We start from the raw sequence: 22,898 nt of genomic DNA, 5'->3' as shown, positions 1-22,898 counted from the left end.
CGCTTGTATGCACGCTCTTCCCATTCATCCATATATAACGCAATTAAAGCGGCACATAGAATCTAGCCTGACCACGCAAAGTTCGGACCTTGGCAGACCGATCCCTCCATTCCAGCTCGATCTGCCTTTCACCTATCACTGTTCACGTATCATCCTCACCCCAGAAAGAGGATCGCAGCCCGGATCCGGAGCGTCTCTAGATGATCCGACTTCGCGTTCTGACAGATTCTTATATTAGAAAAAGCCTGAACGCTATTTTTTAGCGTTCAGGCTGATTTCTAAATGGTTTTCCTGAATAAATTTTTCCTGCATTTTCTTGAAACGCCAGAGGCTGAAGAAATAGGTGACCAGGAAAATCACAATCGAGCTGTCAAAATTGCGGAAGACCTGCATCATCAAAAACCAGAGGACGAGAGCCAGGACGTCGGTCAGAACCATCGGCCGCGTATTGCCGTACAGCTCAGCGGTCTGCAGCTGCGTTCTAAGGTTCAGGATGGCAAGCGCTGCACCAATGGCAGCAACGACGGCGTCCACCGAGAAGTTAACGAGATACTTTCCGAAAATGGCATTGCGGATGAAGGAGCAGAGCAGAACCATCGCAAACGCGGTCGTTATGCCGGATAGACGAAAGGTTCCTCGATCTTCAATCATCTGTTTTCTGGCAAAGTCCCGAAAGGAAGTGCTTCTCTTGCGGGAAAGCAGCTTTTCCGGAAGTTTGCGGTCTTCCAGTCTCTCCTGAGCCGCCCACCCGATCAGCAGATGCTTCATGCCGGCGCTCTCGTCGGTTCGATCGATCTGTTCGAGCGCTTTCTGATACGGAACATCGTCAATCAGGCCAGCGGTGTTGCTGGTAATCGATTTGGTCAGCCAGACCGGTTCTTTTTTCTTCTTCGCCATTTATTCGAAGCTTACGGAGTCTGCTCCGTCAATCTTGATATTGGTGCTGAAGTAAGTCTGCATCGCCTGGAAGAGATAGTACGGATCTTTGGCACCGCCGGTCTCAAAGGAAGAATGCATGGCCAGCTGAGCCAGTCCGATGTCAACAGCGTGTACAGATACCTGAGTATTGGAAAGGTTGCCCAGCGTCGATCCGCCGACAATATTCGAACGGTTTGCGAAGTTCTGTACAGGAACGCCGGCTTTTTCGCAGATCATTGTGAATACAGATCTCGAGAAGGCGTCGGTTGTGTACTTCTGGTTAGCGGCCTCTTTAATAATTGGGCCGTGGTTCATGTAAACCGTGTTTTCGCCGGCATCGGTTTTTTCCGGATGGTTTGGATGAACGGCATGGCCATTATCCGCCGATACGAGGAAGCTTGCGGATACGGCGCGGTAGTATTCTTCTTCCGTTTTGCCGAGCGCGCTGTTGATCCGACGGAGCACATCGTGCAGGAAGGTCGACATAGCGCCCTGCTTGGTGTTGGAGCCGACTTCTTCGTTGTCGAAGCAGCAGTAAACATCAATCTTGTTTCCGTGTTCTGCATTCAGGAAGCCCTGCAGAGTCGTATAGGCGCATTCGAGGTCGTCAAGTTTCGGGCTGGATACGAATTCATCCTTGTAGCCCCAGAGAATGCCTTTCTGACGGTTAACCAGGAACAGATCCTTGCCCTTGATGGCATTTACATCTACGCCAAGTTCGTCAGCAACCATCTGATTGAAGGAGCCTTTGGTCATTGCGCCGCAGGAGAACAGAGGGCACAGATCCACCTGACGGTTGAACGCGAAGCCTTCGTTGATCTCACGGTTGAAATGGATCGGCATGTTTGGAATGGTCAGAATATCCTGATCCATATAGAACAGACGGCTTTCGAGACCGTTGCCGGTATCGACCATGACACGTCCGGCAATAGTCAGAGGACGATCGAGCCATGTGGAATCGATCATTCCGCCGTACGCCTCGACGTTAAGACGGATGTATTCAGCCGGTCCGGTAATTTCCGGAACGGATTTGATTTTAAACGTTGGAGAATCGGTATGCGCTGCACTCATCTGGAAATGATAGTCAGTCAGATTTTCCGGAATCATGAACGCAATAATGGAACTGTTGTTGCGAATTGTATAGTAGCCTTTGCCTGGTTCAAGATTCCAGGCGTCTTTTTCTTTCAGCGCGCTGAATCCTTTGGCTTCAAGTTCAGCGGCAATGGAATGTACGGAATGAAACATGCTTGGGCACGCTGCAATAAAATCGGTCAGCTTGCCTGCAAATTCTTTGTAGGACATAAGTTTTCCTCCTTATCTAAGACAATACCATATCCAGCAGAAACAGGATGTCCTGGAAAAGCGACTCAAGTACAGAATGACAGTCCTGACTAAAACGAAAAACATCGCTGGTCTAATACGGTTTCCAGACTCCCTTTTCCTTCCTTGCGGGCGGTCTGTCTTTCTGAGCAGAAAGTGCGCCGAGCCGGTCGGTTCCCATTAAAGCCATGGTCAAAAATTATGGGCTGCATGCTTTCTCTCAGCGCAAGGACGCATTTGGCAGACAGTATCGGCAGCCAGATCACCAGATCTGCAGGACAGGGATGAAAAAAAGCGGAAAGCCCGAAGACATTCCGCTTTATATTCTCCGAATAAACTCAAATCCGCTCAAACCGAAGGGATTCGAATTCAGAAAGATCAGAGACGTTTATTTTACAATACCAGCTTTGCGATCTTCGGCCTTGCGGATTTCCGGCATGATCAGACCGAGAGCAAGCAGAACGAATGGCATCGCAATGTTCAGAATTGTACGTACGACATCGCCTTCTACATAAACACCGAGAATGCAGCAGAATGCGGTAACGAAGAAGCACCATGCACCAGCAACGATGGCGAAGGTTTTGTTTTTAACAAATACGTAATCGCTGTGGAATTTGTTTCCGGCTGTGCGCAGCATGATATATGCGAAGAATACCCAGAGGTAACGCATTGGCATGCAGACAGAGTTCAGTTTGGTCAGCCAGGTGATGATATCGGCTGCACCAGTTCCGAGCATCTGAATCAGAATGATCGAACCAGCCAGAACACCGATCAGCAGAATACCGTTGGTGTATGCACCGTATTTGTTCTGCTTGAGCAGACTCTTTGGAACATACTGACGAGCGGATTCATCGTCAAGAAGCATACGCAGAGGAGCATCGATGGAAAGAACGAGAGTAGAGAACTGACCGATCGCATTGCAGGCACCGTATACGATAACGAAGAAGTTGCCCAGGTGGTAGTATTCACCGAGTTTCTGGAAGGACATATAAGCACCGTTGGCGATGAACTGTTTCTGGAAATCCGGGTTGGCCAGATCTGCAGAGTTGAACATCATACCCATGGCGATGGTACCGAGGATAGCGCAGACCATAACCATGATTGCCAGGGAGATCATACCTTTCGGGAAGTCTTTACCAGGGTTTTTAACCTTATTTACATAAGGAGAAATCTTTTCACATCCTCCGACTGCGAATACAAGAATCGACAGAGACGTGAAGTACTGCCAGTTGAATGTCGGGATCAAACCTTCCCAGCTCCAGTCAATAGGAGCGAACGAAGCGGACGGGTTGATCGCCGGTGCTGCGAACATCATTACGATGTAGAGCAGAGACATTACGAACATACTCGATCCAGCTACGGAGGTTAGAGCCTTAAGCGGTGTCAGGCCGCGGGAAGCTACCCAGAGGAAGATGATGAAGACAACGAGAGTCGCCAGCTGTACCTGAATTGCAGGCAGGCTGTCATACCATTCGTTGGACAGGAACATCCATGCGAGAGCCTTCAGGCCGCCGCTTCCCTTCGAAGCAATGTAAGGGATATGGACTACCCAGTACGTATAACCAGCGTAATACGCCAGTTTAGGATTGGTTGTTTCCAGAACCCAGCTCGTTACACCGCCGCCGGCAGTTTTAAAAGCGGAACCAAGTTCACCAACCATTAATGCGTAAGGTACAAAGTACAGCAGGAACATCATTACCCATGAGAAGATTACCTGTGTGCCGTTGAAGTACCCAAAGCCGTTTACGACGTTACCAAATCCCCATACGGTTGAGAACGCCATGAACGCCAGAGTCAGCCAGGTGATTTTCTTAGTATCGGTTCCGGCTGAACTTTTCGTTTGGTTCATAATTTGAGAACACTCCTTTCTGACACATTATCCCATAAATATACGGATTTTGAGATAATCTAAGCGTTTAAAAACATTACATTTTCTCCTAAATATCAAAATCTGCTCAGAACGTCAAAATAGAGCATTCCCGCCTCTTTTGATGCAAGGCATTCACTTAGCATGTGCGTTTACCATTATTACACATTTCAGATAAATTTTTCATAATTTCATTTTGTTTCATCACAAATTTTCACCAAATTTTTGTCAGGCAGGTTTCAAAATTGCCTTACTTGGCGTAAAAAAGTAAAAAACAGTGAAAATCGACACTTTGTGCTCTCATTTTCGTTTTGTCAACACTTTATTTTGCGATTCGTAGACGGATGTTTTACATCTGTAAACAGTCTGTGTTCCATCACACATTCGCTTTTAACATTAAAAAGGGGACTCTGAATGGATTTTGTCTGCCGCTGCAGCATGCATGATCGTCTCAGCATTCGACATCATCTCGGCATACAGTCAGAACTTTAATGCATTCCTCGTCTGGTCCGCTAGATCACGTTTTCCCTTCCGCTCGTACTAAAACCCTTGAGCTTGCAGTCAGAGATTTATGGTTGTCTCAATGGTTTTCCTGGTTCGGCAGAATAAGGCTCCAGAACAGCGTTCTGCTGCTCGTATATGAATGCGATACAGTTTTCCTGTTATTCTCTTCAAAACCGTCAGAAAGGCCTCATACGCTTTTCTAGACCGCAAGCTATGAATAAGGACCCAATTTCCCCAGCCATTGAATTTTTTCAAATATACAGTTGAGAGGAAATAAGAATTGCTAGAGGATCGTGTGCAGAGAGGCAGCCATTATCGGTCAGGCCCTGATTTCAACTGGCGAATCCGTCTCTTCTTGGTAGGCAAAAAACAAAAAAGGAGAACCCATTCGTAAGATTGGGTTCTCCTTAATTTTTTAGTTAGCTGAAAGCTTCGTCAGTTTCTGAACGTCGATTATTCAACGATTTCAGTAACGTTACCAGCGCCTACAGTGTGTCCGCCTTCACGAATAGAGAAGGTAGTACCGTTTTCGATAGCGATAGGAGCGATCAGTTCAACGGACATTTCAACGTTGTCGCCAGGCATAACCATTTCAACGCCTTCTGGCAGAGTGATTACACCAGTTACGTCAGTTGTACGGAAGTAGAACTGAGGACGGTAGTTGGAAACGAACGGTGTGTGACGTCCGCCTTCATCTTTGCTCAGTACGTAAACCTGAGCTTTGAATTTTGTGTGAGGATGAACGGATCCTGGTTTTGCCAGAACCTGTCCACGCTGTACTTCGTCACGTGCAACACCACGGAGCAGAGCACCGATGTTGTCACCAGCACGAGCTTCGTCGAGCTGTTTGTGGAACATTTCCAGACCAGTCAGTACAGTGGAGCGAGTTGGTTTGATACCAACGATTTCTACTGTGTCGGACAGGTGAGCAGTACCACGTTCTACACGACCTGTAGCAACGGTACCACGACCGGAAATTGTCATAACGTCTTCGACAGCCATCAGGAATGGTTTGTCGACATCACGAACTGGATCATCGATCCAGGAATCAACAGCGTCCATCAGTTCTTCGATAGCCGGTGTCCATTTCGGATCGCCTTCGAGAGCTTTCAGAGCGGATCCGCGGATGATTGGAGTGTCGTCGCCGTCGAATTCATATTCGTCGAGGAGTTCACGAATTTCCATTTCAACAAGGTCGATCAGTTCTTCGTCGTCAACCATGTCGCACTTGTTCAGGAATACAACCATTTTAGGTACGCCTACCTGACGAGCGAGCAGGATGTGCTCACGAGTCTGAGGCATAGGTCCGTCAGTGGCAGCTACAACGAGGATAGCGCCATCCATCTGAGCTGCACCAGTGATCATGTTCTTGATGTAGTCAGCGTGACCCGGGCAGTCTACGTGTGCATAGTGACGTTTGTCTGTCTGGTATTCAACGTGAGCGGTGTTGATGGTGATTCCACGTTCTTTTTCTTCTGGAGCACCGTCAATCTGATCGTAATCTGTTTTCTCAGCCATGCCTTTGCCGCTGAGAACGCTGGTGATTGCAGCAGTCAGAGTTGTTTTACCGTGGTCAACGTGTCCAATGGTACCAATGTTGACATGGGTTTTACTTCTGTCAAATTTTTGCTTAGCCATTATTTCCTCCTAGAGTTATTCAGACTGTTTCATTTTAAGGCTTTCGAATTTTAAAAGCAATAATGAGTATTTTACTTACCGGACTCGGCAATGATCTTCTCAGAAATCGACTTCGGTACTTCACTGTAGTGGTCGAATTTCATCGAGTAGTTGCCGCGGCCCTGGGTAAAGGAACGCAGGTCAGTTACATAGCCGAACATTTCTGACAGCGGGATGAATGCACGTACGATGACGGCATTTCCGCGTTCTTCCTGATCGTTGATCTGACCGCGACGGCTGGATACGTCGCCCATTACAGAACCAAGGTATTCTGCTGGTGCTGTAATTTCAACGAGCATGATTGGCTCGAGCAGTACAGGATCGCACTTCTTGGCAGCTTCACGAAGAGCCATGGAAGCAGCAATCTTGTAGGCCTGTTCGGAGGAGTCGACATCATGGTAGCTTCCGTCGAACAGAGTTGCTTTAACGTCAATCATCGGGTAGCCGGCGAGTACACCTTTTTCAAGAGCGTCCTGCAGACCTTCGTTGGTTGGCTTGATGTATTCCTTAGGTACGGTTCCACCAACAACAGCGTCGATGAATTCGTATCCTTTACCTTCTTCATTCGGTTCAAACTTGATCCATACGTGACCGTACTGACCTTTACCACCGGACTGACGGATGTATTTACCTTCACATTCCGCAGCTTTACGGATTGTTTCACGGTAAGCAACCTGCGGCTGGCCAATCTTCGCATCGACGTTGAATTCTCTGCGCAGACGGTCAACGATGATATCGAGGTGAAGTTCACCTACACCAGCGATAATGGTCTGTCCAGTTTCCTTATTTGTATAAGTTCTGAACGTAGGGTCTTCTTCAGCCAGTTTGGCAAGAGCCAGACCCATCTTGTCCTGGTCAGCTTTCGTCTTTGGTTCAAGGGACTGTTCAATAACAGGTTCCGGGAATTCCATCTTTTCAAGAATGATCGGATGGTCCGGCTCGCAGAGGCTGTCACCAGTTGTGGTGTTTTTCAGACCTACTGCTGCCGCAATGTCGCCTGCGAAAACCTGCGGGATTTCGTGACGGCTGTTGGCATGCATCTGCATGATACGGCCGAAACGTTCTTTCGTATCCTTTGTGGAGTTGAGAACGTAGCTTCCGGAATCAGCTGTACCGGAGTAAACGCGGAAGAACGTAAGTTTTCCGACGTATTTATCGGTCATGATTTTGAAAGCAAGCGCAGAGAACGGTTCTTCATCGGAAGGATGACGTTCATCCGGTTCGCCATCAAGAGTCGTACCTTTGATTGCCGGTACGTCAATCGGAGACGGGAGGTAGTCAACAACTGCGTCGAGCATTGGCTGAACGCCTTTGTCTTTATAAGCGGATCCGCAAAGAACCGGGAAGAATTCAACGTCGCATACCGCTTTACGGATAACGCGCTTGATATCTTCAATGGAAGGTTCTTCACCTTCGAGGACCTGCATCATCAGATCTTCATCAAAGTCAGACAGAGTTTCGAGGAGTTTCATGCGATACTCTTCAACCATGTCTACCATGTCTTCAGGGATAGGGCCATCTTCAACGATGATACCTTTGTCGCCTTTGTTATAGACCGCTTTGCGTTCGATCAGATCTACAAGACCTTCGAATTCACTTTCAGCGCCGATCGGCAGCTGAATTGGAGCAGCTTTAACGCCCAGGCGATCAACGATCGTCTGGCAGCTCATCAGGAAGTCAGCTCCTGTTGAGTCCATTTTATTTACGAATACAATACGGGGAACTCCGTATTCGGAGGCCTGACGCCATACTGTTTCAGTCTGTGGTTCAACACCGGCCTTGGCATCGAGGACTGTAACCGCACCATCGAGAACGCGCAGGGAACGTTCAACTTCTACTGTGAAGTCAACGTGGCCCGGAGTATCGATAATGTTGATTCGGTTGCCTCTCCAATGAACGGTTGTAGCCGCAGATGTAATCGTGATACCACGTTCAGCTTCTTGTTCCATCCAGTCCATTGTGGATGCGCCATCATGAGTTTCACCAATTCTGTGGTTAACACCTGTGTAATACAGGATACGTTCAGTGGTGGTTGTTTTGCCGGCGTCGATGTGTGCCATGATACCGATATTACGGGTATTTTCTAATGAATATTCTCTTGGCATAATTCGACATCCTTTCTAGAGCTCCGATTGCCGTTTTTAATAACAGCTGAATCGGATGCAGACTACCAGCGGTAGTGAGCAAAAGCCTTGTTGGCTTCCGCCATGCGATGAACGTTGTCGCGCTGTTTTACCGATGCACCCACACCGTTAGCGGCATCGATGATTTCAGCAGCAAGTCGCTGTTCCATCGTTTTTTCGTTACGCAGGCGTGCGTAGTTCACGAGCCAGCGCAGTCCAAGTGTCAGACGGCGTTCTTCAGATACTTCAACTGGTACCTGGTAGTTCGCACCGCCTACACGGCGAACCTTAAGTTCGAGCTGAGGCATAATGTTGCCCAGCGCCTGTTCAAAAACTTCCATTGGCTGTTTGCCAGTCTTAACCTCGACAATGTCGAAGGCGTTGTACAGAATTTTCTGTGCAGTTCCACGTTTTCCGTCAATCATGATTTTGTTAATTAAACGAGTGACGAGTTTGGAATTGTAAATAGGATCTGGAAGTACATCCCGTTTTGCAATATGTCCTTTTCTTGGCATCTTTTATTCTCCTTTCACGATTGACTTATTTCTTAGGTTTCTTGGTTCCGTAAAGAGAGCGGCTCTGACGACGGTCCGTTACACCTGCGCAGTCAAGAGTACCGCGAACGATATGGTAACGTACACCAGGCAGGTCTTTAACACGACCGCCGCGGATCAGTACTACCGAGTGCTCCTGGAGGTTGTGTCCGATACCTGGAATGTAAGCAGTAACTTCCATTCCGTTGCTAAGACGTACACGAGCATATTTACGAAGAGCAGAGTTAGGTTTCTTCGGAGTCATTGTTCCGACACGGGTGCAGACGCCGCGTTTCTGCGGGCTGGACAGGCTTGTCGGTCTGGACTTCAATGAGTTGTATCCGCGGTTCAGTGCAGGAGATTTAGACATGTTCTCGCTGGACTGACGGCCTGTGCGAATTAACTGATTAATAGTAGGCATTTCTTCTCCTTATCTACTTGTATCAACTTATTCATGCGAACGAATCCGGGTGGACCATTTTTCGTCCTTTTAAAAGCGGGAATCTATCCCGCGCATGCTTTGACAGTTTAGTAGATCACAAAATATATGTCAATCACAAAAAATCATGAAAATTATGAAACTGTTTTGTAACCGGAATTTTCACTCTCAGACCACTTTTCGCCCTTACTCATCGCCCTTCCTAACTGAGTCAGCCGATACGTAAGTATTTTCTATCGGCTTTTCCCGGTCTGAATTTTGTAAAAAGACAATTCGGGCATTCATATATTCTGCTTCCCGAAGATCATGCGTTGCAAAGACGATTGCGAACCCCATCTGTTTCTGCAGCTGCAGAAGCGTATCCATAAGCACGTAACGCAGCTTTTCATCCAGCGCATGGAAAGTCTCATCCAGAAGAAGCAGATCCGGATTCTTCATCATGGCGCGAGCGAGTGCTGTGCGTTTCCGCTGACCAGCTGACAAAGTCCCTGCTTTCTGTTTCAGAAAGGTATCACAGTGAAAAATCGATGCCCAGTTCCTGGCGGCGTTCGTTCGTAAGGCGCGCGGAATCGTTCCCCAGTCGCATCCCAGACAAATGTTTTCGAGCGTACTGAGACAGGGATACAGCCGATCATCATCAAATACCATGGATACCGTTCCGACTCGATCCAGTGTTCCTTGATTTGGATCAATCAGTCCGGCCAGAACGCGGAGCACGGTACTTTTCCCGATTCCAGAGGGACCGCACAGCGCTACTCTTCCTTTACGACAAACTGTAAGCGAAAAATCTTCAAGGATCGTTTTCCCGCCAAGAGTAACATTGATTTTTTGGGCTGTGATTAAAGTCTCATAAGAATCATCCTGTTTTTTCTCGATGCCCGTCGTATCGTAGTCCATTTTCAAGCTTCCTCATGTTTGTCTATGGAATTACGATAACAAAAAAAGCCCGTCGAGCGGGCTTTTGTATTTCTTTTCAATTATTGCTTTCTTACTGGAAGCTGAATCCGAACTTTGCAAGATAATCGTAAACCTGATCCATGTTGGTCTGAGAGATCTCTCTTACAACGATCATGTTGTTGTTCTTTGCATCAAAAGCGACGACTGCATTTACGTAGTTGATGGAGTTGTTGAATACTGCAACGCTGCCAGCTCCGTTTTCCTGTTCTGCAAGCATGTAGTAATCCGACTGCGTCATAACTGCTTTTTCCTGGTCATAGGCTTCAACAGCACTCATCAGGTCATCAAAACGAGTAACACTTACATTTGCACCGCCGTCTTCACCAACAGCCTTGAAGCTGACTTTATTGCCATTTTCTGTAACGTCTTCTACCGAATAGCCATAAGCACCAAATTCCTGAACCGCCGCTTCAGATACCTCGCTGTTTGTCTGGGCTGCTGCAGCGCATCCTGTAAGGGAAAGAACCATAGCCGCTGCGGCAATAGATTTTGTAAACTTGTTCATGTTTTTATGTCTCCTTCTTTATTTCGCCTTTATTATAGGAACTTCCGTGAAGGAGAAAAGAAATTTGTCCCGTTTATTTTAAGTTTATTCGGGTCATATCTAACTATAATTTATGTATTCGTTTACATGAGAATTCTTAATGCGAATTTTGCAGATATGTATCCTCTTTCACCTTTCACGCATAGCAGAGTTGTCAATAGCGATTAGTCAATTTATTGGATTCTGCGTGAATTTGATCGGTTTTCTGCTGTTTTGCAAATTTATCCAGAAATGGAGATGTACATGTTTTTCCAGGCCCAGATATCGGATTCAACAAGTGCTGCTATTTTTGATCGCTTTCTTTCTTCAACGTTTCCGGTGATCAAACTGACATCGTTTGTATGATTTGCTATAATAAAGCCGCTCAAGGAATTACATTTTTCCTACATCTGAGATATGGGATTTCGGATGCTCTTGCCGGTGTTGAATACCAGCAATAAGCTGCTTTTTCGCGGATGAAGCTGGGATCCTAAACGCAATGGCAGAAAACCCACCTGTACACACAACAGGCAAAAATCTCATTTCTTGAGTGACCGGAGTGATCCGGTCTTTTTTTTGCCCTGGTTTTTCCGGCCGAAAGAAAAGAGCGAGGCCCCGAAAGGCTTCGCTCTTATTGTGTTTAAAAGTTGAATTCGTGCGTCTGTGAAAACAATTACTTGATTTCGACAGTAGCGCCAGCTTCCATGAGTTTTTCTTTGATCTTTTCTGCTTCATCAGGAGAGATGTTCTCTTTGATAACAGCAGGAACAGCATCAACGAGTTTCTTAGCGTCGATCAGACCGAGACCAGTGAGTTCACGTACGGCTTTGATAACCTGTACTTTGGTTCCGCCAACGTTAGTCATCGTTACGGTTACTTCGCTTGGTTCGTCGTTAGCAGCAGTGTCAGTAGCAGCTGGACCAGCAGCTACAGCAGCAGCTACAACGCCGAATTTTTCTTCGATTGCTTTTACGAGTTCGTTCAGTTCAAGGATTGTTGCTTCTTCGAGATAGGACAGGATTTCGTCCTGAGTCAGTTTAGCCATGTTAAGTTTTCCTCCAATTACGCTGCAGCTTCTTCTGCAGGGGCTTCGCCTGCCTGACCTTTTTTCTCAGCAAGAGCTTTGATGGTCAGAGCAAACTTGATAACAGGTGCATTCAGGGTAGATGCAAATTTTGCGAGCATGCCTTCTTTGTTAGGCAGACCAGCGAGAGTATTGATGGTTGCTTCGTCTACTACGGCACCGTCTACAATGCCGCTTTTCAGAATCAGCTTGTCGTGAGTTTTTGCGAAATCAGCGAGGACGCGAGCAGGAGCTACCTGATCGTGACCGAATGCGAGTGCGTTCGGTCCTTTGAGTGCAGCATCCAGACCGTCGAGGCCAAGCTGTTCAACAGCGCGCTGAGCGATGGTGTTTTTGTAAACCTTCATCTCAACGTTTTCGTTGCGGAGAGCGTGACGGAGTTCTGTGATCTCCGCTACGGTAAGTCCGCGATACTCAACTACGACAACAGAGCTAGAATCAGAAATCTTTTTCGAGAGCTCAGCAACATCAGCTTCCTTTTGAGCAAGGACATCTTTGTTCATGAGTTTTCCTCTGCTTTCTGTATATTGCATCAATATTCAAAGATAAAGCCCGCGCGTGCGGGCTTGAATGGCATATGAAAATAATGCTCTTCAATCCCTCGGTAACATGATTAAGCTTTCGCCGTTACTGTCTTTGGAATATTGAAACAATCAAATAGTACGGTTGAAGATTGCGCTTGTCAATTACTTCATTTCAACATGGATACCAGGACCCATAGTTGTGGAAAGAACAAGGTTCTTCATGTAAGTGCCTTTAACTTTGGATGGACGAGCTTTTTTGATTACTTCGTAAACTGCGTTGAAGTTTTCAACGAGCTTGTCGTTGTCAAAGGATACTTTTCCGATCAGTACGTTGATGTTGCCGGCTTTGTCAACACGGTAAGTGATTTTACCTTTTTTAACTTCGTTAACAGCGTTAGCAATATCTATCGTTACTGTACCGGTTTTTGGGTTAGGCATCAGACCTTTAGGTCCGAGTACGCGTCCCAGACGGCCCAGTTTACCCATCATGTTCGGAGTGGCGATAAGAACATCAAAATCGAACCATCCGCCCTGGATTTTCTGGATCAGTTCGTCAGAGCCTACAAAATCCGCACCGGCATCCTCAGCTTCTTTTGCTTTGTCGCCTTCAGCAACAACAGCAACGACCTGAGATTTACCAGTTCCGTTTGGGAGAACCATTGCGCCGCGGATCTGCTGGTCAGCATGACGCGGGTCAACGTTCAGGTTGAAAGATACTTCAACTGTTTCGTCGAATTTAGCGGAGCTGGCTTTTTTAGCCAGATCAACAGCTTCTTCAACGGTATATACTTTAGAGCGATCGATCTGATCTTTCGCTGCCGCATAGCGTTTACTTACTTTTGCCATTGGTCTTCCTCCTTATCCTTCGTATCCTGTAACTTTGATACCCATGTTCTTTGCAGTACCGGCAATGATCTTCATAGCAGCTTCAATGTCGTTAGCGTTCAGATCGGGCATTTTGTATTCAGCAATTTCTTTAAGCTGGTCAACAGTGATTGTTCCAGCAGTCTGTTTCTGGTCGCCGCTTGCTTTCGCAACGCCTGCTGCCTTTTTAATCATCTGAGCAGCTGGAGTTGTTTTCAGCACGAAGTCAAAGCTCCTGTCTTCGTAAGCAGTGATCACAACAGGCACGATATCGCCGCGGCGTTCTTTGGTTGCATCGTTAAATGCTGAGCAGAACTGCGGCATGTTGATTCCAACACCTGCGAGGCCTGGACCTGGTTTGGCTCCGCCAGCAGGGAACTGGAGTTTTACAACTTTGGTAATCTTTTTCTTTTTCTTAGCCATAAGACTCTCCTCCTGTATTGGTCTTATGCAGTGGTTTACGGACACGAAAGACGCGTCCTCCCACGCATGCCTTGAACATATTACTCGGAAAGAACCTTTTTTGCAATTGATAGAAATGGGAAAAGGATGTGAAAAAGCGTCAAAATCCCCTATAAATAGAGCAAGTTCGACGCTTTCAAACGCGCAGGATTCCAGATCTGAATCATCCCGCTATTCTGCAGAGTTCATAAGACATAAAAAAACCTCCGGGATATACCCAGAGGGAATATTCAATGGTGACGCGTACGGGATTCGAACCCGTGAGTGTATGCGTGAAAGGCATATGAGTTAACCATTTCTCCAACGCGCCGTTTACTTTTTGCCTTGATCGGCCTCGTTATAATACCACAGTCCCAAGCATTTGCAACCAAAAAAGAAAAAATATTTTAAGCACAAAAAAACCCGGATTACCCGGGTGGATTTCCAATGGTGACGCGTACGGGATTCGAACCCGTGAATGTATGCGTGAAAGGCATATGAGTTAACCGTTTCTCCAACGCGCCGTTTACTTGCTTAGTGCTTAACCATAATATCATCTGTTCTATAGAATGCAAATAAAAAGTGCTCTTCAAAAAATTGTTTTTAAGGCCTTCAAATTCTATCAGTTTTTGATATACTTTGACTTGCACGGGGTGTTAGCTCAGTTGGGAGAGCGCTTGCTTCGCATGCAAGAGGTCAGGGGTTCGAATCCCCTACGCTCCACCACCTATGCTCTTTACGTGCTATTCTTGGAATACCTAACTTCCAGAAATAGTTCGTCATCTAATATATAGAGAATTGGCTTTGCTAAGCATGTAGCAGGTTCACTGCACCCTCTGCAAAAAAATCCTCTTTTCATATTTTGGTACATTAGTACATATAGTAGAGACTGACCTCTCCACTTAGATCAGCGGCTGCAACTTATGTTGCGGCCTTTTTGTATTTTGTTCCTCTTCTAATCCCCGAATGATACCCAGTTCCAATATGCTCCCAATTACGTAAAAATCGGGCTAAAGCCCTAGCATTGTTTTGTTCATGAGAAGATCGCAGGAAAAAGGGTACGGGGCCGATAGAAACCGCTCCAGTCGTCGAATCATCCCTGCGTATGCAGGGAAAAGCAATTACTTTGATACGCTTGCCCGAGACGGTCAGGATCACCCCTGCGTATGCAGGGAAAAGACTGGGCAAAACCTTCCAGCATGCTTTCCATAAGGATCACCCCTGCGTATGCAGGGAAAAGAGCGATATCAGACGGATATTACATCATTTAGAGGGATCACCCCTGCGTATGCAGGGAAAAGCATAATCTCACTTTCCGGATAAAGCAGTTTTCCGGATCACCCCTGCGTATGCAGGGAAAAGACCGTACCTTGTTCAACGCTCATTGTAGCTGCGGGATCACCCCTGCGTATGCAGGGAAAAGAATCCCATGCGCTGCTTCTTGCTGAATTTGGGAGGATCACCCCTGCGTATGCAGGGAAAAGCCCGGAAGTCGGGTCATTCTGGACGGGTTGCTGGGATCACCCCTGCGTATGCAGGGAAAAGGATGGACAAGTTCATAAATCTCAATATCAGCAAGGATCACCCCTGCGTATGCAGGGAAAAGCAGATACGCGAAAAAACAGATAGATCAATGTGAGGATCATCCCTGCGTATGCAGGGAAAAGAAAAGCTTTATGGCGATTTGAACCAGGCTATCAGGATCACCCCTGCGTATGCAGGGAAAAGAACAGCATTGCCAGAACATTTGACGCTTCTTACGGATCACCCCTGCGTATGCAGGGAAAAGTAAAAAACGAGAACACAACCAAGTTCAAGCACGGGATCACCCCTGCGTATGCAGGGAAAAGGGTGAATTTGATTTCCACCCGTGCCGTTTTGAAGGATCACCCCTGCGTATGCAGGGAAAAGGATTCGCTGTCAAGGTCGCAGATCCGGAGATCAGGATCACCCCTGCGTATGCAGGGAAAAGGCAGACGGCATGATCAAAGCCACAACCGCCTTAGGATCACCCCTGCGTATGCAGGGAAAAGGCATGGCCGAACATAAGCGTGTTATGGGCGAAAGGATCACCCCTGCGTATGCAGGGAAAAGGCCAGGCTTCGGAAGCTTTGTCGGCCATCCAATGGATCACCCCTGCGTATGCAGGGAAAAGAGCGGGAAGCGCCGCGGGATTTTTCTTCCAGACGGATCACCCCTGCGTATGCAGGGAAAAGTTTTACACCCCCCCTTCGAAAATCAGGATTCGAGGATCACCCCTGCGTATGCAGGGAAAAGACTAATATTTCTCTTTATATAAAGCCTATCTATTTGTCATTAAGGCCTGTTTTGATCATTTTTTCAAGCATCAACAGGATGATTCTACAATTCTCTAAAGATTGAGATAAAGTCTCCATATCTCTTGGACGGCCAATCCCATTTAAGCCATCATACGGTCTCACATTTCCCTGCCATTTTGCCAGTTCCCGTATATCGAAAACCTGGTCCTCGCTTAAATTAATTTCATTTAACTCAGCTGCTTTTTTTAAAAACAGAAGATCCCTTTGAGGATCGAGCACCAGAATTGGCATCTTGTCACGGAAAAGATTCAGATAATAAACCGCTTCAGGTTCAGAAAGTCCTTGAGAGAGCTTTTCTAAGATATTTCCATTCTGCATAAACTGACTTTCCGGAATGGATTCAACCGATCGTATATACGTATGAAAGCAATCCACTTCCTTTCCTTTTTTCACCTTGAGCGCACCGATTTCGAGAATGGTATCCTCGTTAGGATTTGGGCCAGAAGTCTCGATACAGAGGATAATAAAACCGCTGGGCCAAAACGTATCCTTAAAATGAAGATAATCTGGCGTACTTAGCTTCTTTACATCTATAGACTCTTCCTGCTCTATCCATTTCTGAGCTTTTATATGTTTCATCAGTTGAATACCGTCAAAATCAGTCACTTCCAAATCAGAATGGTGAGTTCTGATGACATAGCCTTGTTCATTAGAAGCTGACAAAGCCATAACCGCTTTCCCCTTACGAATTGAGGTGGTAACTCGATTCCAGATTTGATCTGCAACTCGCCTTGACGGTGATCCAATATAGACTCCAGGATGAATCTCAAACAGCCATTTACTTATATCCCCCTTCAAACGTGGAGGGCATGCGGTCAAGAGTAAAACTAGCATTTCGAGCATTCACCTTTTTCTGACGATCGATTAGCCAATTCCTCTTCAGATTGATAAGAAATGCCGGATGATTTAGCAGTACGATAGTTATCCCATAAGCAAAGAGGCGTTTCCAGAGGGATAATCTCTTCTGCTTCTTCCTCTTTGATATCAAAAATAAACTTTAAATCCTGGATCATTCTTTCGATCAGCCGATTGCTTCGAAACACCTCCCTCAATTCTTTTCGCACTCTCGTTTCGATACTATCTGAAGATATTGAGGCCAAGCGAAAAGCAAGCGGAATCGTAATATCAGCTTTATACAGATCAGCAATGTCATAAACAAATGACTTTTCATGGCCTACATGAATAAAGCCTAAACCGGGACTGAGTCCTAGTCCATTAATCACGGATAACACCAAGGCGTATAGGCAATTATTAGCAACCGAGAGTGCTCTGTTAACTGGATCTCCTTTTGAAAAATCATCCGGTTCATAATCCCTTTTGGACCAAGGTACATTCCACTTCTTAGCTTGCTGCGCGTACTCTTTCCTCACGCGCGCTCCTTCTTTTCCTCTAAGCTGCTGGAGAGTCAAGCTCGTAAGATCTTCGCCTGGATAGCGGAGAGAATACATACGTTTAACCACTTCCATGTGAAGACGCGGGCTGCTCACATACTTTGCCTGAAGCTGCAGCAAGTATGTCCCGCCTGAAAGTGATCTACCCATTCCATAAAACTTTGTGTTTCCTTCACCCACCCACATAACAACTGTCCCGGAATCTGCAATCAGCTCAATTGCCCGATGCGTAACTGTCGTACCAGGGCCACAAAGGATAACCAAAAGCGCATGAGATGGAATAAGCACATAACCAGTTTTATCTTCCGCTTTTAAAGCACAATCCTGTCGGGAGATTCTGCAAGACTCCAAGTAAATGAAAGTCAATCGATCTTTCATGCTTGGAAGCTCAGAGAGTTTAGGCTTATCCGAGCCTTGCCAGCTTTTCATTATCATAACGGTGCAATTGTCAGCATTCCCATGCCGTAGGCTTTTCCTCGTCCAACTCCTGCACGTAATGCATTGCAGAAATTCTCAGGATCCTCGACAGTCAAGATCCCTTCAAACGATACTTGTTTTAAGGAAATATGTTGCCCGTCTTTCTTTCTAAAGGAAACCCACCTTGATCCAGTGACCTGAGTTGCAGACTCATCAATCGCAAACCCTCGCTTAGCAGCCTGTTCTTTCAGCCAGCTCATCTGCCATTTTGGAGATACATGAGCAGCAACTTGTCCTCTTCCATCTGACGGAAGCCATTTTACAGGGTTTGCACAAAGTCTGAATCTCCATCTGGATTTTGGAGTGACATATCGAAAAATCTCATCATATTTTTTCACTTGTGCCTGTTCTTCAGCCATTCCAAACTGGTCTTCTAGCTGGCGTGTTTCAAGAGGTTGTTCAGAAAGAATCAGCAGATAGTATTGCCCATTAACTTTGTCAATTCGCCACAAAATCCGTGTCCTTTTACCAGGGCGCGCTTTTTCTATAGCCCCATGAAACAGGTTCGGATTTTCCAAGCCAAGAATCACCTTACGTACATACGGATCAAGATGGAGTCGAGTCATATACATACTTATGTCTCCTTATATTCTGGCAGCTTGTCAAAATAATCTATCGAAGCCTCAAAATGCATTTCGGACTGGGAATGGTAAGGTTCTAGACAAATGGATTCTAACGTCATCTCTCCCATACGATATTTACGATGGTGGAAATCAAAGCTGACCGGCTGATCCATTCGCTTCCGAATAATGTCGCCCTTATTCCCCTCAGAATAAAGTGAAAGTGAATTGGGCATTGTCCCTCTTCCTGTCCACGCTATTTTTCGGAGTGCAGAAAGAGCATCTGTATCATACCGTCCATAAAGCAAAGGAAAATCAGGAGGACAGGATCTTCGGCCAAGATAAAGCGGTCTTTTCGGATTCTTTATCGCAGCTTCGATTTTCTTCAACAGGCTCTGATCCTCACATTCGATTGCACAAAGAAAGACTGCATCGCTTAAATACCAGCGTCTGGAAACAAAAGGATCTTTCTTCTCTTGTGGCTTAGATATTTGAAAATCTTCCAGAAACACTCCCGGCTGATCAATACGGACTGAAATCTTTATTTTTTGCAGATCGCTGATGTCATCATCTCGTTTGCGTCCCATCGCATTTGCAATCATTCCAATAATCCCGCTTTTGGTAGGAAAGTTTTCGGCTCTCCTGTGCTCAAAGCGGCTGTCCGTACTCCAGTTCTGCAGCGGCCCTGCCAATCGTAATATCAGCGTGCTGCCCATTACAACACTCCATTTGGCTGAAGCATTTCATCCAATTTATGCTGAATCAAACCGAGTGCAGCAGATAAAGAGGACGGACTAGCGAGGCCCTCAAGTTCTTCTCCACAAGTCACTTCCAGAGCTGGACGTTCGCCGAGCATTCCGTATATTTGATTTGCTTTTTTTGCCAGTGCTTTTCGCGACTTTTCTTCATAACCTTCTTTCGATGAAGGGATTGGCTTTTCAAAGGCCGTAACGAGCGAAATCGGCTGGTCGGTACGAATTGTGATGTAGACCGAGGCAGGCAGAGTTCGATTTGCAAATGAATTCTGCTTTCCAGTTGGCATAGAGCATATGAAGGCACGGATAAATTCAACGGCAACTTTTGAAGGGATGGCAAGATGAGTCGCTAGTTCCGTGACATTTACCGTTGCATAGCGGTACAGCGTGCTTGAATTAAACTCAACATTAGCCATGAAACCTGCTCCAGGTGAGTCGCTGTCTTTCAACTCATCGATCGCTGTTAAATAATCAAACTCATTCTGAATAGCGTGAGTTGAGATGGCATGTGCAACTTGTGAAGCTGCATCGAAGCTCAATGTCTGGGGTTTAGCTACCATCCGCCCGAACAGAACTAGATCTACAGGCGGCTGCTCCTTCAGGGCATTCTGGATCGTATCTTTAAGGGTACCGGTCTGTTCATCCTTCCCCTTTTTCTTACTCAGCTTTGCTCCTTTTAATAAACTATCTTTATTATTCACAGCAATCTTTGCAACTGCAGCCGCCTGTTTTCTGCCTACAATCATTAATGCTGGCGTGACGATATGCTCTTTTTCTGTACCGCCTTTTTCTTTTTCAGTACTCGTCTCTACACCCGCATAGTTGAGTACTTTTTTCGCGAGTTTTTCTGCCTCTGTGTCTGAAATGTCGGACTCAAGAGCAAGAATTTCCTCTTTTATCATCTCAACTGCTCTTTTCGTACGAACGCCAATCTCGTCTGGAGCGAATTTGCACTTAAACAAATCACGCATTGCTTTTTTCCAGGCTTGGCTGGAGACTCTCGCTCGCGTGACGCCGCCGTATACGGCAGTTTTGGGCGCCCCCGTTTCATCCCGGTTAACACAGCTAGGCGGGACGGTTTGAAGCACATGAATATCAACAAAAATGGAAGTCATATCATTCTTCTCCTTATTATTTGCTCTTTATTATTTGCTCTTTGCTTTTCCAGCTGTTGCAGTTTGTTGGCGTCGGGCGGTTTCTTCTCGATTCATACGAGAATAGTAATCTCTGGCCCAGTTCAGTCGTACTCCAGCTCGTCCATTCGGAGTGGAATAGAAGCAAAGATCCTGGGCAAGCAAAGCAAAATCCATACCAATACTTTTTTGATTAAGAAGCTGTACAACATTTCTGAGAGGAACAGCAGCCTCTTCCACTGAATCGGCCGCAATCAGGCGTCTAAGTCGAGGGAGAATTCGACTTTTTCCCTCTTCATCCAGTCCTTCTGTCTGGATCGTAAACTCCGCCGCAGCAGCTCCCAGACTTTTTCCTGCCTGATGAGTCGAATTATTCCTAATATCTTTACCTGACATTGTCATTGCAAATAAGGTTAAAGCGTTAAATACGGCAGATTCAGCTGGACTAATAAACTGACTCTTTCCCATCATATCTTCGGGAAGCAGCGCAAGGACTACTCGCCAGGTTTCTGGGGCTTCATCCATGTTTTTCCCCATTCCTCTTCGAAGAATCGCCAGTTCCGCACGGACACGGTTCGCATTGCCTCTTTGAAACCAGGCTAGCTTTTGCGCGACTACAGCACGTACGTTTTTCGATGAAGTCATCCTTTTCCCCCTTTCACGACCAGATGCCATCCAACATTTGTTCAGATGAGACTTGATGAATCATTCTGTCTCCGGCTTTGGATAGATCTTAGCCATCTCTGCAAAATAGCGTTTTTCCGCATGAACTACCGATTGGAAGCTGGATTTGCTCTTCTCATTCTTTACTAGTCTTCCAAAGTAAGACGACGGCGGATACTTCTGCATCTCTTGCCGAATGAGTTCAGTTCCAATAGCTCTGGCTGTTTTTTCCCATTCCTCCAGAGACTCATCGAACAATGAATCTTCATCCCCAGGCTGAACTTGACTAAGCCAATCCAGAAAAGGCTGGTTGAGCAGCCTGTTCAGCTGTGCCGCAAGTCTCTTCTTTTCATTGTTCGCCTGGGCTGGATCTGCTCCAGCTGCATAAGAGCAGGACATAGCAAACCTCCCTGCCGCTTCTGCTAATTGAGCGTTTTTTTCAATTTCGGCTAGTATGTTTTCTCTCCATTCTGCATTTTGAGATTCTAATAACTTTGAGTAAATCGTCAGCGAGCATGACGAGATGTCCGTTAAGCTCGAGTAAGATGTTCCATACCGCACAAACGGCGCCAAAATCTGGATTTTAAACCCCTTCGGGAGCAATCCTTCATCTTGCAGCCGATTAATCCATTGAATCACACCAGGAAGGTGAGCTGGTTCTCCTTTGCAATTTGAAATAAACGATGTTTTCAAATCATGCCATCGATCTGATTCCAGCGTAAAGCTTGCAGGTCTGAAACTTGGAGGTGTGTCTTTTGATTTCGATACGGGTTTCCAAAGTGTGAACTGTTCACAAAAAGCATTCTCTGAATCGAACACATCACCAGCAAAAGTTCGAAATCCCTCAATTCGTCCTTCTTTTTCATCCAGCCATATTCTTCGTGACGGGAGGGTCAGAAGCGCAGCCAGATTGGTTGGCGCGGGAATCAGTCTTCTTTCCAGACGGGCGGATTCCGTCTCTTCCTGCTGCTCCTGAATCTCCCAATACGGCTGCATGGAATCCCACACCGTGATTCCATCTTGAAGAACTACGCAGTTGAGCATCAGGGTTTCAAATAAAGTGCTCCCCGCCACGTAGACAGGCGAAATTTTCCCGCCCCAGCCAACTCCCGTAGGATGATCAACCTTCGTAACTTTTGAATAAGCCTTGTAAGGTATCGTTTTTTTAACAGCCGTGTCGTCGAACAACAGCAGATTTGGTATCCAAGAAGCTGCTTCAGCCAGCGATATGCTTGGTGTTCCTTCCCAGGATCTCATTTTGAACAGCCGATCTTTATGGCCGCTGACTGCCAAATCACCAATCAGTTTCTTACAGCTATAGAAACTTGCCTGTTTGGCGTGTTTCGACTGCATAAAACGTTTTTCTCCAAGAAGATTGAACTCCGATTCATGCTTCTGGAAATAAGGCGCCATCATTTCTGTCGGAATTTTGCCTGCTTTCCAGATCGTACTCCAGCGGTTAAAGATTGTTTTTTCATCTTTAACCGGCTTGTAGTTACCTTGAAGATCGTATCGATATACAACCGTGACAAGCAGAGCTTCCAGAATCCTCAAAATTGCAAAATTCTGTGCAGGCGTCTCTCCGGCCAAACTCGATAATTCCGAAGCTCTGGAAAACAATTCTCTGATTGAAACCGTTTCATACTCTCCTGCCAGATTTCTGGTTTGAATCCACGCCGAATCGATTAAGTTAAACAGCTCATTCATATCGTCCTCCTTATCCGATATTCACTTTTACCTCAAACCTGCGATCGATAATATAAGTATAGCTTTAATTATCATTAAATTTATAAAACATTTTTAATG

20 protein-coding genes, 3 tRNA genes, 1 CRISPR repeat array and 1 other annotated feature are annotated in these 22,898 nt (G+C 46.1%); of the genes, 1 reads left to right on the top strand and 22 read right to left on the bottom strand.

Translation table 11 applies throughout. The features are described 5' to 3' along the window. Window positions 1–252 precede the first annotated feature (252 nt). From ACLUYS_RS00820 to ACLUYS_RS00750, 15 genes are all read right to left on the bottom strand, one after another. Window positions 253–897 (bottom strand): hypothetical protein, encoded by a 645-nt coding sequence (locus ACLUYS_RS00820; protein ID WP_230268168.1) that lies wholly within the window; start codon window positions 895–897, stop codon window positions 253–255. Beyond that, window positions 898–2,220 carry a M18 family aminopeptidase gene (locus ACLUYS_RS00815; protein WP_230268169.1) on the bottom strand — a complete coding sequence of 441 codons (1,323 nt, stop codon included), beginning with the start codon at window positions 2,218–2,220 and terminating at the stop codon, window positions 898–900. 406 nt (window positions 2,221–2,626) lie between these two features. Further along, a complete protein-coding gene (locus ACLUYS_RS00810) occupies window positions 2,627–4,087 on the bottom strand; it encodes an APC family permease (protein WP_230268170.1) in 1,461 nt (486 codons plus the stop codon). A 975-nt stretch (window positions 4,088–5,062) separates the two neighbouring features. Further along, window positions 5,063–6,247: an elongation factor Tu gene (tuf, locus tag ACLUYS_RS00805; protein WP_230268171.1), complete on the bottom strand. Its 1,185-nt coding sequence runs from the start codon at window positions 6,245–6,247 to the stop codon at window positions 5,063–5,065. A gap of 71 nt (window positions 6,248–6,318) precedes the next feature. Then, window positions 6,319–8,391, bottom strand: a complete 2,073-nt coding sequence (fusA, locus tag ACLUYS_RS00800; RefSeq protein ID WP_412658680.1) for an elongation factor G — start codon at window positions 8,389–8,391, stop codon at window positions 6,319–6,321. A 62-nt stretch (window positions 8,392–8,453) separates the two neighbouring features. Then, entirely contained in the window at window positions 8,454–8,924 is a 471-nt protein-coding gene (rpsG, locus tag ACLUYS_RS00795) for a 30S ribosomal protein S7 (protein WP_230226607.1), read from the bottom strand. Between the two features lie 25 nt (window positions 8,925–8,949). Then, complete coding sequence (gene rpsL / locus ACLUYS_RS00790; protein ID WP_412658679.1) at window positions 8,950–9,363, bottom strand: 30S ribosomal protein S12; 414 nt, start codon at window positions 9,361–9,363, stop codon at window positions 8,950–8,952. A gap of 204 nt (window positions 9,364–9,567) precedes the next feature. Further along, window positions 9,568–10,278 carry an ATP-binding cassette domain-containing protein gene (locus ACLUYS_RS00785; protein WP_230268174.1) on the bottom strand — a complete coding sequence of 237 codons (711 nt, stop codon included), beginning with the start codon at window positions 10,276–10,278 and terminating at the stop codon, window positions 9,568–9,570. A 91-nt stretch (window positions 10,279–10,369) separates the two neighbouring features. Further along, window positions 10,370–10,843 (bottom strand): hypothetical protein, encoded by a 474-nt coding sequence (locus tag ACLUYS_RS00780; protein WP_288338758.1) that lies wholly within the window; start codon window positions 10,841–10,843, stop codon window positions 10,370–10,372. A 691-nt stretch (window positions 10,844–11,534) separates the two neighbouring features. Next, window positions 11,535–11,906 (bottom strand): 50S ribosomal protein L7/L12, encoded by a 372-nt coding sequence (gene rplL / locus ACLUYS_RS00775; protein ID WP_412658677.1) that lies wholly within the window; start codon window positions 11,904–11,906, stop codon window positions 11,535–11,537. A gap of 17 nt (window positions 11,907–11,923) precedes the next feature. Beyond that, window positions 11,924–12,448, bottom strand: coding sequence for a 50S ribosomal protein L10 (rplJ, locus tag ACLUYS_RS00770; protein WP_412658676.1), 525 nt, complete (start codon window positions 12,446–12,448; stop codon window positions 11,924–11,926). A 32-nt stretch (window positions 12,449–12,480) separates the two neighbouring features. Beyond that, window positions 12,481–12,603 (bottom strand) — a sequence feature (ribosomal protein L10 leader region). Between the two features lie 28 nt (window positions 12,604–12,631). Then, complete coding sequence (gene rplA / locus ACLUYS_RS00765) at window positions 12,632–13,315, bottom strand: 50S ribosomal protein L1 (protein ID WP_412658674.1); 684 nt, start codon at window positions 13,313–13,315, stop codon at window positions 12,632–12,634. A gap of 12 nt (window positions 13,316–13,327) precedes the next feature. Then, the gene (gene rplK, locus ACLUYS_RS00760) at window positions 13,328–13,756 is read right to left on the bottom strand and encodes a 50S ribosomal protein L11 (protein WP_412658672.1); all 429 of its coding nucleotides are present in this window, start codon (window positions 13,754–13,756) and stop codon (window positions 13,328–13,330) included. Between the two features lie 273 nt (window positions 13,757–14,029). Next, window positions 14,030–14,105 (bottom strand) — tRNA-Glu (locus ACLUYS_RS00755). Window positions 14,106–14,222: 117 nt separating this feature from the next. Then, window positions 14,223–14,298: transfer RNA gene (locus ACLUYS_RS00750), tRNA-Glu, on the bottom strand. Window positions 14,299–14,424: 126 nt separating this feature from the next. On the opposite strand from ACLUYS_RS00750, the gene ACLUYS_RS00745 reads away from it, so the two are divergent. Beyond that, window positions 14,425–14,500, top strand: a tRNA-Ala gene (locus ACLUYS_RS00745). Window positions 14,501–14,864: 364 nt separating this feature from the next. Continuing rightward, window positions 14,865–16,051: direct repeats of the CRISPR family, unit length 28 nt; unit sequence GGATCACCCCTGCGTATGCAGGGAAAAG. A gap of 29 nt (window positions 16,052–16,080) precedes the next feature. Here ACLUYS_RS00745 and cas2e read toward each other — a convergent pair. The 7 genes from cas2e to ACLUYS_RS00710 are packed head-to-tail and all read right to left on the bottom strand — an operon-like array spanning window position 16,081 to window position 22,799. Further along, a complete protein-coding gene (cas2e, locus tag ACLUYS_RS00740) occupies window positions 16,081–16,947 on the bottom strand; it encodes a type I-E CRISPR-associated endoribonuclease Cas2e (RefSeq protein WP_412658670.1) in 867 nt (288 codons plus the stop codon). Further along, window positions 16,941–17,933 (bottom strand): type I-E CRISPR-associated endonuclease Cas1e, encoded by a 993-nt coding sequence (gene cas1e / locus ACLUYS_RS00735; protein ID WP_412658668.1) that lies wholly within the window; start codon window positions 17,931–17,933, stop codon window positions 16,941–16,943. The genes cas2e and cas1e overlap by 7 nt, the downstream gene beginning before the upstream one ends. A gap of 2 nt (window positions 17,934–17,935) precedes the next feature. Beyond that, window positions 17,936–18,553, bottom strand: coding sequence for a type I-E CRISPR-associated protein Cas6/Cse3/CasE (cas6e, locus tag ACLUYS_RS00730; RefSeq protein WP_412658666.1), 618 nt, complete (start codon window positions 18,551–18,553; stop codon window positions 17,936–17,938). Window positions 18,554–18,555: 2 nt separating this feature from the next. Then, window positions 18,556–19,257, bottom strand: a complete 702-nt coding sequence (gene cas5e / locus ACLUYS_RS00725) for a type I-E CRISPR-associated protein Cas5/CasD (protein WP_412658664.1) — start codon at window positions 19,255–19,257, stop codon at window positions 18,556–18,558. Further along, the gene (gene cas7e, locus ACLUYS_RS00720) at window positions 19,257–20,411 is read right to left on the bottom strand and encodes a type I-E CRISPR-associated protein Cas7/Cse4/CasC (protein ID WP_412658662.1); all 1,155 of its coding nucleotides are present in this window, start codon (window positions 20,409–20,411) and stop codon (window positions 19,257–19,259) included. The genes cas5e and cas7e overlap by 1 nt, the downstream gene beginning before the upstream one ends. 30 nt (window positions 20,412–20,441) lie before the next feature. Then, the gene (gene casB / locus ACLUYS_RS00715; protein ID WP_412658660.1) at window positions 20,442–21,074 is read right to left on the bottom strand and encodes a type I-E CRISPR-associated protein Cse2/CasB; all 633 of its coding nucleotides are present in this window, start codon (window positions 21,072–21,074) and stop codon (window positions 20,442–20,444) included. A 60-nt stretch (window positions 21,075–21,134) separates the two neighbouring features. After that, on the bottom strand, window positions 21,135–22,799 hold the full coding sequence (locus tag ACLUYS_RS00710; protein ID WP_412658659.1) for a type I-E CRISPR-associated protein Cse1/CasA: 1,665 nt from the start codon (window positions 22,797–22,799) through the stop codon (window positions 21,135–21,137). Between the last annotated feature and the right edge of the window lie 99 nt (window positions 22,800–22,898).

Origin of the sequence: Allobaculum sp. (assembly GCF_047010065.1) — a bacterium.
Taxonomy (GTDB): domain Bacteria; phylum Bacillota_I; class Bacilli_A; order Erysipelotrichales; family Erysipelotrichaceae; genus Allobaculum; species Allobaculum fili.
Note: the sequence above shows the minus strand (reverse complement) of the source record. Positions and strands in the feature narration are given on the sequence as shown.